We start from the raw sequence: 12,230 nt of genomic DNA on the forward strand, positions 1-12,230 counted from the left end.
GCACCGCTTTAAAGTGCTTCCAACTTCCCGGAAACTGTGAGACAATAGAGGGCATGACGCGGGAAGCGGACTTTACTTTTTTATGAGGTGAACCATGAATACGAAACGCCATATCGTGGATCTGCCCGTCTACCAGCCGGGCAAGCCGGTGGACGACGTCAAGAGAGAGCTCGGCCTCAGCGAGGTCATCAAGCTGGCCTCCAACGAGAACCCTTACGGCAGCTCGCCGCTGGCCAAGCAGGCGATCCTGACCGAGATCGAAAACAGCAACATCTACCCGGACGGGGCAAGCGTCGAGCTGACGGCGGCGACCGCCGCCCATCTCGGCGTTCAGCCGGAGCAGCTGATCTGGGGCAACGGCGCCGACGAGATCATCCTCATGCTCGCTCGTTCGTTCCTCGAGCCGGGAGACGAGACGGTCATGGCCGATCTGACGTTCTCGCAGTACCGGCACAACGCGGTCGTCGAGAACGCCGTCATCGTCGAGGTGCCGCTCGTGGACGGCAAGCAGGATCTGCCGGCGATGCTGGCCGCGGTCACCGACCGCACCAAGATCGTCTGGATCTGCTCGCCGAACAATCCGACCGGCACGATCGTGAGCGAGCGGGAGCTCGTCTCCTTCCTCGACGCGCTGCCGGCGTCCGTGCTCTGCGTGCTTGACGAGGCGTACTGCCACTTCGTCGACGATCCGGACTATCCGGACAGCATCCGGCTGCTGGAGCGCTATCCGAACCTCGTCTCGCTGCGCACGTTCTCCAAGATCTACGGACTCGCCGCGCTGCGGATCGGCTACGGCATCGCCCATCCGGACGTCATCCATGCGATCAACCTCGTGCGCGAGCCGTTCAATACGGCGCGCGTGTCGCAGGCCGCGGCCAAGGCCGCCCTGTCCGACCAGGCGTTCGTCGACAGCTGCCGCGAGAACAATCTCCGCCAGCGCGACTACCTTCAGAGCGAGTTCGACCGGCTCGGGCTGGCCTACTTCCCGACGCAGGCCAACTTCGTCCTCGTCGACGTCGGCATGCCGTCCCGCGAGGCGTTCGACCGGCTGCTGCGCCGCGGCTTCATTACGCGCGCCGGATGGTCCAAGTATCCGAACCGCTTGCGCGTATCGATCGGCACGGCGGACGACAACGTCAAGTTTGTCGCCGCCTTGGAGGAAGTGCTGAAGGAAGCGACGGTGCAACAGTAAATCGATGACCAAAATCGCCATTATCGGAGCGGGCCTCATCGGAGGCTCGCTCGCCTTGTGCTTCAAAGGACAGCCCGGCCTGCACGTAACGGGTTATTCCTATCGTCAAGAGTCGGCCGACAAGTATGTCAAGCTGGGCGTCGTAGACGAGGCTACGACCTCGCTCGAGGATGCGGTGCGGGGGGCGCACTTCATCTTCCTGTGCGTGCCGGTCGGCATGCTCGCCGATTACGCTCGCCGCATCAGCCTCATGCCGCTGCAGCCGGGCTGCGTCGTCACGGACGTCGGCAGCACGAAGTCCGGCGTCGCCGAAGCCGTCTCCGCCATCGACTGGCATGGCGCCGTGTTCATCGGCGGCCACCCGATGGCCGGGTCCGAGCGCGCCGGGGTGGAGGCGGCCAGCCCGATCCTGTTCGAGAACGCCTATTACGTGCTCACCCCGGAGGCCGGCACGCCGGCCGATGCGGTCGAGCGGCTGACGGAGCTGCTCGGCCACACCCGTGCCAAAATCGTCCATATGAATCCTTCGGAGCATGACGAGATCGTCGGAGCGATCAGCCATCTGCCGCATCTGATCGCGGCCGGCCTCGTCAACCAGGTGCGCCGCTACAACGAGTCCAACGAGGCTTACGCGATGCTGGCGGCCGGAGGCTTCCGCGACATCACGCGCATCGCCTCGAGCGATCCGGTCGTCTGGCGGGATATTCTGCTGGCGAACCGCAGCGTCGTGCTGCGGCTGCTGCAGGAGTGGGGAGAAGAGCTGGAACGGCTCGCGGACATCCTGCGCAAGCAGGACGGCGAGGCGATCAGCGATGCGTTCCGCGCCGCGGGAGCATTCCGCAGCAGCCTGCCGGAGCGCCGCAAGGGCGTGCTCCAGTCCATTTACGAATGCTACATGGACGTGCCCGATCATCCCGGCATCATCGGCAAGATCGCGACGGAGCTCGGCAACCGCCGGATCAACCTGAGCAATCTGCAGATCATCGAGAGCCGGATGGATGTTCCTGGCGTGCTGCGCCTCAGCTTCCGCACCCAAGGGGATCTCGACCAGGCGCTCGATGCGCTTGAGCAGCTGGGGTATACGGTCAAGAGCTGATCCGTCGGCGGCGTCCAGTCCAAGCGGCGTCACTGGTCCAAGCGGCGGCCTCCGGTCCAAGCGGCATCGCCGGTCCAAGTGGGCCCGTGCCGGGGCGGGCGGCGACGCCAGAGCATCGCCGCCTTTCGGCTTTGCCTCTTCCAGACGAAAGCGCCTTCTGCCGCCCGGCAGAGGGCGCTTCGTTTTAGGCGAGCTGCCTTCATGAAACCGCTTCAAACTTTTTTCGAACAAAATGAAAACGCTTATTGACAGATTGAAAACGGATACATATAATAAAAGTACAGTATGGTTTCTCTCCACTCCTATCCAACTCCATCGCACGTCTTGTGCGGGCCGCCCTCTCGGGCGGCTTTTTGTTTTGAGCTTGCCTTTTCTTAGAAGTTCCTCATATTCGATTCCTTTCGCGCCCCCCATGATACAATACGAAGAGTTTGCGGGCATCCAAGTTTTGGGTAATCACCCATGATGTCGAAGCCGGCAGGAATTTGGCGTCGGCTGGCGAAATAGTAGTCTTCAGAATGCTTTGCGGGATGCCGAAATACACATTAACGTCGTATGTTCATTCTTCTTTCTTTTTTGGCGCGGCAGCGCAACTTTCTGCATCCGTTCCGGTACAATTAAATGCCGGACGGAAATCGCTGCAGGTGAGGAGGTAAAGCCGCCTGTCATGGATGATTCCGATCTGATCCGGCAAATCAAACATGGAAATGTAGAGCTCTATTCCGAACTTATGAGGCGTTACCAGCGCAAGATCATGGCCTTTATCCTTCACATGCTCAGAAGCACCAAGATGGAGCTCGTCGCGGAGGACCTCTGCTCCGAGACCTTCTACAAAGCTTACCGCAGCCTGCATTCGTTCCGCGAGGTGGACGCGCAGTTCTCCACCTGGCTGTACACGATTGCGCGCAATACGGTGCTGAGCGAGCTTCGCAAGCAGCGCAGCGTACATATTCCTTTGGAGGAGAGCGGCATCATGCCGACCGCTCCTTTGGACGCCGCTCCGGAGCAGAGGCTGCTCCAGGGCGAGCGGATGGCGCTTGTCCGGGAAGCGATCAACGCTCTTCCGGAAAAGCAGCGCTCTGCGCTCATCCTGCGCGAATATGAAGGATTGGACTATCAGGAGATTGCCGATGTTCTGGGCGGGACCGTCAGTTCGGTCAAATCGTTGTTGTTCCGCGCCCGGGGCAGCGTCAAGGTCCAGCTGGAACCCTACTTCGAAGAAACGGAGAGCGAAGCGTTCGAAGGGATGAAGCTGCGATGAAATGCGAAGAAGTGCAGGATGCGCTGGCGCTTTATTGGGATTTGCCGGATGGCGAGCCATTGAAGCAGTCTGTCGACCTGCATTTGAAGCATTGCATAGCCTGCAGGCAGGAATACGAGCTTTGGGCGGAGAGCGAGCGGCTCATCCAGGAACTGTCCGATATGGAAGAGCATGAAATGTCCGAAAGGGCCGAGGAAGTCAATCGGACGGTCATGGACCGGATCTACGCCGAGGACCATATGGATTGGACGCTGAAAAGACGGTTTTCGTTGAGCCGCTCCTTCGGACCCAGGCTGTCCGCCGCCGTGGCGGCGTGCCTGGCGATGTTCTGCACGAGCCTGCTGTACGTGCTTCTCGGCCGAGGACAGTCCGACGAGACCAAGGGCATCATGGATACGGCGAACGCTTCTTCCTCTCCCGTCTTCAAAGCGTCGATCTCGGGCGACATTCCCGTCGCCACGGTCAGCGATCCGCTGCTGCTGAGCCTCGTTCCCCGCACGCCCCAATACTGGATTATCTTATCCATGCTGGGGCTCGTCATGACGATGCTCATGATGGGGTGGCTGTCCCGCAATCGAAAATGACGCACTCCGGCTGCTTCGCGGCCGGTTTTTTTGTTATACTTTTGTTATACTCAGTCCGGACGATATTGCAGCAGGAAGGAAGGCAAGACGATGAAACTGGGTCTGATCCGTCACGGCCGTACCGATTGGAACGCGTTAGGCCGCATTCAAGGCATCACCGATATTCCGCTGAACGACGAAGGCAAGCGCCAGGCGCTGCTGCTCGCGAACCGGCTGGCAGGCGAGGAGCAGAGCTGGGACGCCGTCGTCACGAGCGGCCTCTCGCGCGCAGCCGAAACGGGACGAATCATCGCGGACAAGCTCGGGATTCCGCTGCTGGAGCCGGAGCCCTTGCTCATCGAGCGCAGCTTCGGCCAGATCGAGGGCACGCTGGAGGAAGAGCGCTTGGCGGCGTGGGGGCCGGAGTGGCGGACGCATCCGGAAGCCGGAGTGGAGAGCGACGAGAGCGTCCGCCTGCGGGCGGCGGCATTTCTGCAAGCCTATACGGCGCGGATGCCCGAGGGCCGACTGCTCGCCGTCACGCATGGAAGCTTCCTCGCTCAGATGCTCGGAGTGATGGTCGAAGGGCTCGATCAGCCTTACCTGAACAATATGTGCTTCTCCGTCCTCGAGCACGGAGAAGCAGGGTGGAAGTCGCTGCTGCATAACTGCACGCTTCATCTGCAAGAAAAGGCTTGACCCGAAGAACCCGCCGAACCGGCGGGTTTTTTTGTTGTCCGGCACGTCTTAAACCTTCCGAATCGTCCCATAATGGTAGTACAAAAAGCAGCTAGAAGGGAACAGGGCCGATAGAAGGAGGGACGAGAGATGAATTTCTCCGATATGCTGGGCTATGCGGACATCGCCCAGCTGAGCCGGATCGCGCAAGTGTACGACTGCCGCTGCAACGGCAACTCCAAGCATGAGCTGATTCAAGCGATTCTCTCAAAAGCCGGCTCGCGCGAAGGCTTCGACGCCCAGATCGGCAGCATGAAGCTGGAGGAGCTGAGATTCATCAACTCCTTGATTTTCGACAGCCGGGAGCAGTTCAGCCTCGAGGAGCTGATCGCCAGAGTGCAGTCGAGCCGCGACGGGCTGGAGCCGGCCAGCGAGCCGGCCCAAGGCCGGGCCAAGGGACGCGCCAAAAAAGGCAAGCCGCCGGCGGAGCCGGAAGGGCCCCGGGACATGATCGTCCGCTTCAAGCATTACGGATGGCTGTTCAACGGCATATCGGGACCCGACCGGTATTTGTTCCGCGTGCCGAAAGATCTCAAGGATCGCTTCCGCCAGACGCTCAAGCGGAAGTTCGCCGAACGGCTCGTGTTTACGGACGAGCCGCCGGTATACCGGGACGAGCAGGAGCTGCTCGCGGGCGACGTCAAAGCGCTGCTTTCGTACGTGCGTCACCATGAGGTGCCGCTGACGCGGGAGGGCTACATGCACCGCCGCAGCATGCTGCAGGCGATGGAGAGCTTCGGCGTGCGGGAGGAGCCGCCGGCCAAAGCGGCGTGGAGGTTCGGCTACGGCCGCCGTTTCCGCGAATATCCGGAGCGCTTCTCGCTCGTCTACGATTTTTGCTTCTATAATAAGTGGCTCGAGGAGACCGAAAGCGAGCTTCTGCTCACGCCGCTCGGCGAGGCGGCGCTGCTCGGAGCACAGCCTTTCGGCACGGAGCAGCTCTATCGGTTCTGGCTGCGGCTGTACAAAGGCCCGGTTCCCAATCTGGCGCCGATGGTCCATTGGGTCGACGAGCTGGCTGACCGCTGGGTGACGGCGGATTCCTTGCGGGAGGTGCTGATTCCGTATGTGAAGCCTTACTACTACGATACGGCAGAGGCGGTCATGGATTCCCGCATCCTCATGATGATGCTTCATCTCGGCTTGCTGCGGATCGGCGAGGAGGAGCAGCGGGGGACGGTGCTGCGCATGACTCGGCTCGGCCGGGCGATCGTCGCCGGGGTGAGCGTGGAGCACGGAGACGTGCTGCGGATCGAAGCCGGCGCCGTTCCGCCTCTCTAGCACGGGCAGGCAAGAGCATATTATTCTAGCTGGCGGGTCATCAGCCTCTCCCGGCCGCCGCTAGGAAGAATACGATAGATGGAGATCGCGGCGATAGGTTGGCGTCGATTCTATACCTGGCGGCACTACCGGCACGAACTGCAGCGAGGAAGGTATAGGTGCACAAATTTGCGGAGGTGCATCCGATGGACAAAATGAAGGCGAATTACGAGGTCATGCTCGGGCTGGCCGCGGAGATGCTGCTGGACGAGGCGATGATCCGGTTTCGAAAGGAAAAGATCTACGCGGCGATCGACAATGCTTTGGAATCCGGCGACAAGGAAGGATTTGAGAAGCTGGCTGCCCAATGGAATACGCTGCAGCGCTGACGACGTCGGCGCGCCCATGCCCCCCGCCGATCCGGTACGCCGGACCGGCGGGGGGTTCGTGCGCTTGGCAAACGCGCCTTTAGAAGGTACCATAGTAAAGGTTATGGCGCTAAAGGAGGTGCAAGATGAAATTCAGCGAAATCGAGCCTTCGCGGTGGCCCGAGCTGCAGCCGTTTGTCGATACCTGCCTGCTGCCGGTGACGGGGCTGAGCGGAGTCGAGAATCCGTGGCAGGCCGCGGCCGAGCTCGAAAAGCTGCGCGACGTGATGGATGCGATCGAGGTCCCGTTCCGAGGACGGATCATCGCTTATCCGGCCGTTCAATACGGCAGCGAGGAGAGCGCGGCGGCGCTCGGCCCGCTCGTCGCGAACCTGAAGAAGGCGGGCTTCCGCTATGTGGTGGCGGCTTCGGCGGCGCTGCGGCTGGACGGGCTGGCTGAAGCCGATCTGACGATCGGGCCGGGCGAGGACGGCAGCCTGCCGGACGCGGAGCGCATCCGCAGCGAGATCCGCCGGCTCTGGAACGCCTGATCAAAGAGCAAAGGAAGGGCTTCGAGCGCGTATAGAGACGGCGCGTTTGGGGGAAACCATGTCTCAGGGAATGATTGTTAACTGCGCGTGTCGAAAGCAGGGGCAATTGTGACAAATTAGCAACAAACATGGGAGCGATTTTTGAACATTGAACTTCCAAATTCTTGACGCTCCTATACGACTGACGTATGATAGGAATTGCTTGGTTCGACACGGAATGTCTGGCGGACAAGGCATCCGAAATGGTTGCAAAGGGGGTTGAACAGATGAGTAATCACGAGTATCAGGAGACCGCGCATACTCCCGTAAAACGCAAGGAAATGTCCCGCAGGCAGTTTCTCGCGTACACCCTCGGAGGAGCAACTGCTTTCATGGCAGGCGGCGCCGTGCTGCCGATGATCCGGTTCGCCGTTGATCCCCTCTTGGAGAAGCGCGCGGGCGGCAGTTTCGTGAAGGTCGTGGAAGAGAGCAAGGTGAAGGTCGGCGAGCCGACCGAATTCAAGTTCAAGATCCATCAGGTGGATGCTTGGTATGTAAGCGATCCCGAGCAGGCGGCCTGGATCATGAAGGACGACAACGGCAAGATTTTCGCCCTTTCGCCGGTGTGCAAGCATCTCGGCTGCACGATCGGCTGGAACACGACGACTGCTAATCAATATGTGTGTCCTTGCCACGGCGCGCATTACACGGTAGATGGCAAAAACCTGAGCGTGGCGCCGGCTCCGCTTGACGAGTACCAGGTCAAGATCGAGAACGGTTTCGTCTACTTGGGCGACATCATCCCCAACACGCGGGTTTAATGGGAGGCGTTAGTTCCGATGTTTAAAAGCGTATACAACTGGATCGACGAGCGTCTTGACGTAACGCCGCTGTGGCGGGATGTAGCGGACCATGAAGTACCGGAGCATGTCAACCCGGCGCATCACTTCTCCGCTTTCGTCTACTGCTTCGGAGGACTGACGTTCTTCATCACGGTCATCCAGATCCTTTCCGGCATGTTCTTGACGATGTATTATGTGCCGGACATCATCAATGCCTATGCCAGCGTCGACTACCTGCAGCACAAGGTGCCGTTCGGCTCCATCGTACGCGGCATGCACCACTGGGGCGCGAGCCTCGTCATCGTCATGATGTTCCTACATACGCTGCGCGTCTTCTTCACGGGCTCCTACAAGGCGCCTCGCGAGATGAACTGGGTCGTAGGCGTGCTGATCTTCTTCATCATGCTCGGCCTCGGCTTCACGGGCTACCTGCTGCCGTGGGACAACAAGGCATACTTCGCCACCAAGGTCGGCATCCAGATCGCGGACTCCGTGCCTTACATCGGGGAGTATATCAAGATCTTCCTGCAAGGCGGCGAGATCGTAGGCGCGACGACGCTGACCCGCTTCTTCGCGATCCACGTGTTCTTCCTGCCCGGCGCCCTGCTGGCTCTGCTGGCCGCGCACTTCCTGATGATCCGCAAGCAAGGCATCGCGGGTCCTCTATAACCGAGAGGAGGGACCTAAATGGCTCACGGCAACAAAGACGAAAAGGTCGTTTATGTCGGCGACTCCCGGGTGCGCAAGCCTTCCGGAGTAGTGGCGGTGCCGCCGGACTATACTTCCTTCCCCGGCCGTTCGGAAGCATTCATCCCGAACTTCCTGCTCAAGGAATGGATGGTCGGCTGCGTCGTCCTGGTCGGATTCCTCGTCCTGACGATCGCCCACCCGGCTCCGCTCGGCTATCCGGCGGACCCGACCAACTCGGCGTTCATTCCGATTCCGGACTGGTACTTCCTGTTCCTGTACCAGCTGCTCAAGTATCCTTGGGTGTCCGGCGATTATGTCGCTTGGGGCGTTGTCGGCATTCCCGGCGTCGCGTTCGGCTCGCTGATGCTGGCTCCGTTCCTGGACACCGGCAAGGAGCGCCGCTTCTACCGCCGTCCGATCGCGAGCGCGCTCATGCTGCTCTCGCTCGTCGCCTGCTTCTATCTCACCAAGGTGAGCTGGGACTTCTACCAGCATGAGCTTGAAGTCACCGGCACGGTGCCGGAGCATATCACCCGCGAGGAAGAGGCGCGCGAAGCGGCCATGTCCGGCAAGGAGCCGCCTTCGGCGACGAAGCCGGTCGAGGAGGTCGCTCTGGTCGACGCGGACAACGCGGACGTCAAGGCGATCATGGAAAAGGCCGGCTGCCTCCAATGCCACGGCACGGACCTCAAAGGCCAAGCCGGAGCGAAGATTCCATCGCTGCATGGCGTCGGCGACCTGCTGACGAAGGAAGAGCTGGCTGACATCGTCACGAACGGCAAAGGCGCGATGCCGGCGTTCGGCGAACAGCTCTCCTCCGAAGAAATCAACACGCTGGCCGACTGGCTGGCGAAGCAAAAGGCTGCCGGCGAGTAAGTCTCGGCAGAGCGAGAGACCTGACTGTCCTTCGGCAGTCAGGTCTTTTCTGTACCGATTCCGGCATCAAAGGAGGAACCAACGATGGGAATCAAGCTGGATCGCAGCCTGCTGCTGTATCGGCCGTTCCTGTGGACGCTGTTCATCGTCAACGCGCTTGGGACTGTCTACGGCTACTATTGGTATGCTCATCAGCTCGAGCAGACCGTCCGCAACGGACACCCCTGGTGGCAAATCGTCTTCGTGCCCGACAGTCCTACCGCCAGCCTCTTCTTTACGCTGGCGCTGCTCTACCTGCTGTTTCCGCCCGCATCGCCTGGACGGGGAGCGCGGCTGCTGCGCTCGGCGATCGAGGCGCTTGGCGTCGTCACCTCGATCAAGTACGGCATCTGGGCGGTCTCGATGATCGTGGCCGGCGCCTCCCAAGGGGAGCCGCTGGAGCCGCAGCATTACATGCTGATGGCTTCGCATCTCGGGATGGCGGTGGAAGCGCTGCTTTATCTGCCGTTCTTCCGGTTCCGCAGAGCTGCCGCGGCGTTCGCGCTCGGCTGGCTGCTGCTGAATGACTACAATGACTACACCTTCGGCATCTTCCCTTATTTGCCGGGGCCGCTGTACGACTATGTGCCCGAGGTGCGGACCTTTACGGTCGGGCTGACCGTGTTCAGCTTCCTCGTCACGATGCTCGGACTGGCGCTGCTGCGGAGGGGGCGTGACGGGCGCGGCCGCTGACCGGGGCTAGGGCTTGCCGGCGCGGCCGCTGATCCGATTCGAGGTGCGTGGATCCGCCATCATAAACCTGCCTGTCCCTGCATAAAGTAGGACAGACAGGGAGGGATAAGCATGTCAAGACGATGGTGGGCAGCCATAGCAGCGGGCTTGGCGGCTGCCCTTCTGCTGCACGGCGCCGCGCTGGCGGCCGCGGCGAGCCGTGCTTCAACCGCAAGCGAGGACGACCTGCGCCTTCGCGCCAAGCAGGAGAGGTTCCAGGCGGCAGCCGACCGATTCTATGAATCGGTCATGGCTGCGGACCGCAACGGCATTTTTTATACCCTGCGGGATGCGGCGGCGACAGCCGGCGACAGCGTGCTGCGTCGGAGCGGCGGCGAGCTCGGATGGATCGCGGTCGATGAAGCTTTCCGCGAGGCGGAGGTCGCGGCGAGCCGGCAGTCGGATGCGGACGGGCTGCTGGCGGCGGCCTCCAAGCTCCGCCTGGCTGCGGACAGCCTGGCCGGAGGCGACGACGCCCTTTGGCTGCAGTACCGTCCGATCCTCAAGGAGGACGCCCGGCAGCTCGTCATCGCCTGGACGACGTCGGGCGCGTCCGAGACCGGCACGGCAGAGGCGCGGATGCGGACGCTGCGGCAGCATTGGGAGCTGATCGAGCCTTCCGCGCTGCTCATGCGGGACAAGGAGATGGCCGAAGCGATGCGGGACAGCATCGCCTACAGCTCCCGGCTGCTGACGTCGCGGGACGGGACCCGGACCGGCTTGGCCGTGCAGTCGTTCGAGTCGCTGTCGGGCACGGCGGATCGGCTGTTCCTCGCCGGGGGCGGCGACCTGCCGGCCGACGCGCTCCCGCTTCCGCTGGCTCCGCGCTCGGGCGGAGGCTGGCTGATCTATACGATCGTGCCGCTCATTTGCGCCTTGCTGACCTACGTCGGCTGGTCGAACTACCGTCAAGGCCAACATGGCGTCATCGTGCTCCCGGCGCGTCCGGAGCGCCCGAGCCGCAACGGAGTCGTCCGAAAGTAGAAGGCCCAACATCGAAAAGCCCTTTCGTCAGAAAAAGACGGAAGGGCTTTTCGTGTGCTCGAGCAACTAGGGGAAGGGAAGAGGCGGCTTAGGCTTAGGCCTCCTCCTTGAAGCCCTCGCCCAGAACGTCATGCACGTCGCTGATGACGATGAACGCGCGCGGATCGATCGTCTTCACGATCAAGCGCAGCGAGCGGATCTCGCTGCGGGATACGACGCAGTAGATCATGTTGCGCTGCACCTTGGAGTAGGCGCCGACAGCGGGAATGAGCGTCACTCCGCGCTCGAGCTCGACGGTGATGCGCTCGGCGATCTCCTCGCCCTTTTCGCTGATGATCGAGAACGCCTTGGCGGCGTAGGCGCCTTCCTGGATGAAGTCGATGAGCTTGGAGGCGATGAAGACGGCGACAAGCGTATAGAGCACGTTCTGCTTCGGAATGTACATGAGCGAGATGCCGATGATGATCGCGTCGAACGACAGGATGATCTGGCCCATGCTCCAGCCCTTGGCGCGGTTGATGATGCGGGCGGCGATGTCGACGCCGCCGGTCGTGCCGCCGAAGCGGAACACGATGCCGAGGCCGCCTCCGAGCGTCACGCCCGCGTACAGCGCGGCGAGGATGAGGTCATGCTCGGCGTTGAACGGCTCGATCCAGCCCGCTTCGATTCCCCTTTCAAAAATGAACAGGAAGAGGGACAGGCTGAGCGTGCCGACGATCGTCATGATCATCGGCAGCCGGCCGAGGATGCGCAGCCCGATGAAGAAGAGCGGGATGTTGAGCAGCAGCGTCGTGATGGACAGCTTCCAGCCGAACGCATAGTTGAGCAGGACGGCGATGCCGGTCACGCCGCCTTCCATGAGCTGGTTGGGCAGCAGGAAATACTGCAGGCCGAAGGCGTAGATGGCCGTTCCGAGCAGGACGGGGAGGATGGACTTGTACAGATAGCGGTAAGCAAGATGGGTCATGACGGTTTTCTCCTTGGCTTCACAGTCTGAGCGGGCAGCCTGGCAGCGGCTTCCCTATATTGTGTTCAAAACTGCTTTAGGATAACATAGGT

The 12,230-nt window shown here is 61.4% G+C and carries 14 protein-coding genes; 13 read left to right on the forward strand and 1 reads right to left on the reverse strand.

Annotation, left to right across the window (positions count from 1 at the left end):
* Positions 1 to 94 precede the first annotated feature (94 nt).
* From hisC to NYE40_RS10980, 13 genes are all read left to right on the forward strand, one after another.
* Positions 95 to 1,192 carry a histidinol-phosphate transaminase gene (hisC, locus tag NYE40_RS10920; protein ID WP_028599761.1) on the forward strand — a complete coding sequence of 366 codons (1,098 nt, stop codon included), beginning with the start codon at positions 95 to 97 and terminating at the stop codon, positions 1,190 to 1,192.
* Between the two features lie 4 nt (positions 1,193 to 1,196).
* Positions 1,197 to 2,288 (forward strand): prephenate dehydrogenase, encoded by a 1,092-nt coding sequence (locus NYE40_RS10925; protein ID WP_028599760.1) that lies wholly within the window; start codon positions 1,197 to 1,199, stop codon positions 2,286 to 2,288.
* 667 nt (positions 2,289 to 2,955) lie between these two features.
* Positions 2,956 to 3,549, forward strand: coding sequence for a sigma-70 family RNA polymerase sigma factor (locus NYE40_RS10930; RefSeq protein WP_101809048.1), 594 nt, complete (start codon positions 2,956 to 2,958; stop codon positions 3,547 to 3,549).
* Positions 3,546 to 4,133: a hypothetical protein gene (locus NYE40_RS10935; RefSeq protein ID WP_101809049.1), complete on the forward strand. Its 588-nt coding sequence runs from the start codon at positions 3,546 to 3,548 to the stop codon at positions 4,131 to 4,133. Before NYE40_RS10930 ends, NYE40_RS10935 begins: the two co-directional genes overlap by 4 nt.
* A gap of 90 nt (positions 4,134 to 4,223) precedes the next feature.
* On the forward strand, positions 4,224 to 4,811 hold the full coding sequence (locus tag NYE40_RS10940) for a histidine phosphatase family protein (RefSeq protein ID WP_101809050.1): 588 nt from the start codon (positions 4,224 to 4,226) through the stop codon (positions 4,809 to 4,811).
* Between the two features lie 129 nt (positions 4,812 to 4,940).
* Positions 4,941 to 6,131 (forward strand): hypothetical protein, encoded by a 1,191-nt coding sequence (locus NYE40_RS10945; RefSeq protein WP_101809051.1) that lies wholly within the window; start codon positions 4,941 to 4,943, stop codon positions 6,129 to 6,131.
* A gap of 185 nt (positions 6,132 to 6,316) precedes the next feature.
* Positions 6,317 to 6,499: an IDEAL domain-containing protein gene (locus tag NYE40_RS10950; RefSeq protein WP_101809463.1), complete on the forward strand. Its 183-nt coding sequence runs from the start codon at positions 6,317 to 6,319 to the stop codon at positions 6,497 to 6,499.
* Between the two features lie 125 nt (positions 6,500 to 6,624).
* Positions 6,625 to 7,029: a DUF2487 family protein gene (locus NYE40_RS10955; protein WP_101809052.1), complete on the forward strand. Its 405-nt coding sequence runs from the start codon at positions 6,625 to 6,627 to the stop codon at positions 7,027 to 7,029.
* 266 nt (positions 7,030 to 7,295) lie between these two features.
* Positions 7,296 to 7,829, forward strand: coding sequence for a ubiquinol-cytochrome c reductase iron-sulfur subunit (locus tag NYE40_RS10960; RefSeq protein ID WP_153783473.1), 534 nt, complete (start codon positions 7,296 to 7,298; stop codon positions 7,827 to 7,829).
* A gap of 18 nt (positions 7,830 to 7,847) precedes the next feature.
* Positions 7,848 to 8,519 (forward strand): cytochrome b6, encoded by a 672-nt coding sequence (locus tag NYE40_RS10965; RefSeq protein WP_028599752.1) that lies wholly within the window; start codon positions 7,848 to 7,850, stop codon positions 8,517 to 8,519.
* Between the two features lie 18 nt (positions 8,520 to 8,537).
* A complete protein-coding gene (locus NYE40_RS10970; RefSeq protein ID WP_028599751.1) occupies positions 8,538 to 9,416 on the forward strand; it encodes a menaquinol-cytochrome c reductase cytochrome b/c subunit in 879 nt (292 codons plus the stop codon).
* A gap of 84 nt (positions 9,417 to 9,500) precedes the next feature.
* Complete coding sequence (locus tag NYE40_RS10975; RefSeq protein ID WP_043111589.1) at positions 9,501 to 10,148, forward strand: DUF1405 domain-containing protein; 648 nt, start codon at positions 9,501 to 9,503, stop codon at positions 10,146 to 10,148.
* A 111-nt stretch (positions 10,149 to 10,259) separates the two neighbouring features.
* A complete protein-coding gene (locus NYE40_RS10980) occupies positions 10,260 to 11,171 on the forward strand; it encodes a sporulation protein YpjB (RefSeq protein WP_084137425.1) in 912 nt (303 codons plus the stop codon).
* Positions 11,172 to 11,265: 94 nt separating this feature from the next.
* On the opposite strand, the gene NYE40_RS10985 is transcribed toward NYE40_RS10980, so the two are convergent.
* Complete coding sequence (locus NYE40_RS10985; protein WP_028599748.1) at positions 11,266 to 12,138, reverse strand: YitT family protein; 873 nt, start codon at positions 12,136 to 12,138, stop codon at positions 11,266 to 11,268.
* Positions 12,139 to 12,230 lie beyond the last annotated feature (92 nt).

Origin of the sequence: Paenibacillus sp. FSL W8-1187, from assembly GCF_037965485.1 — a bacterium.
GTDB classification, from domain to species: Bacteria; Bacillota; Bacilli; order Paenibacillales; family Paenibacillaceae; genus Paenibacillus_O; species Paenibacillus_O pasadenensis.

What these genes read in the sequence shown, in the direction of transcription:
- hisC (WP_028599761.1), top strand. Translation starts at nt 95, where the DNA reads ATGAATACGAAACGCCATATCGTGGATCTGCCCGTCTACCAGCCGGGC.
- NYE40_RS10925 (WP_028599760.1), top strand. Translation starts at nt 1,197, where the DNA reads ATGACCAAAATCGCCATTATCGGAGCGGGCCTCATCGGAGGCTCGCTC.
- NYE40_RS10930 (WP_101809048.1), top strand. Translation starts at nt 2,956, where the DNA reads ATGGATGATTCCGATCTGATCCGGCAAATCAAACATGGAAATGTAGAG.
- NYE40_RS10935 (WP_101809049.1), top strand. Translation starts at nt 3,546, where the DNA reads ATGAAATGCGAAGAAGTGCAGGATGCGCTGGCGCTTTATTGGGATTTG.
- NYE40_RS10940 (WP_101809050.1), top strand. Translation starts at nt 4,224, where the DNA reads ATGAAACTGGGTCTGATCCGTCACGGCCGTACCGATTGGAACGCGTTA.
- NYE40_RS10945 (WP_101809051.1), top strand. Translation starts at nt 4,941, where the DNA reads ATGAATTTCTCCGATATGCTGGGCTATGCGGACATCGCCCAGCTGAGC.
- NYE40_RS10950 (WP_101809463.1), top strand. Translation starts at nt 6,317, where the DNA reads ATGGACAAAATGAAGGCGAATTACGAGGTCATGCTCGGGCTGGCCGCG.
- NYE40_RS10955 (WP_101809052.1), top strand. Translation starts at nt 6,625, where the DNA reads ATGAAATTCAGCGAAATCGAGCCTTCGCGGTGGCCCGAGCTGCAGCCG.
- NYE40_RS10960 (WP_153783473.1), top strand. Translation starts at nt 7,296, where the DNA reads ATGAGTAATCACGAGTATCAGGAGACCGCGCATACTCCCGTAAAACGC.
- NYE40_RS10965 (WP_028599752.1), top strand. Translation starts at nt 7,848, where the DNA reads ATGTTTAAAAGCGTATACAACTGGATCGACGAGCGTCTTGACGTAACG.
- NYE40_RS10970 (WP_028599751.1), top strand. Translation starts at nt 8,538, where the DNA reads ATGGCTCACGGCAACAAAGACGAAAAGGTCGTTTATGTCGGCGACTCC.
- NYE40_RS10975 (WP_043111589.1), top strand. Translation starts at nt 9,501, where the DNA reads ATGGGAATCAAGCTGGATCGCAGCCTGCTGCTGTATCGGCCGTTCCTG.
- NYE40_RS10980 (WP_084137425.1), top strand. Translation starts at nt 10,260, where the DNA reads ATGTCAAGACGATGGTGGGCAGCCATAGCAGCGGGCTTGGCGGCTGCC.
- NYE40_RS10985 (WP_028599748.1), bottom strand. Translation starts at nt 12,138, where the DNA reads ATGACCCATCTTGCTTACCGCTATCTGTACAAGTCCATCCTCCCCGTC.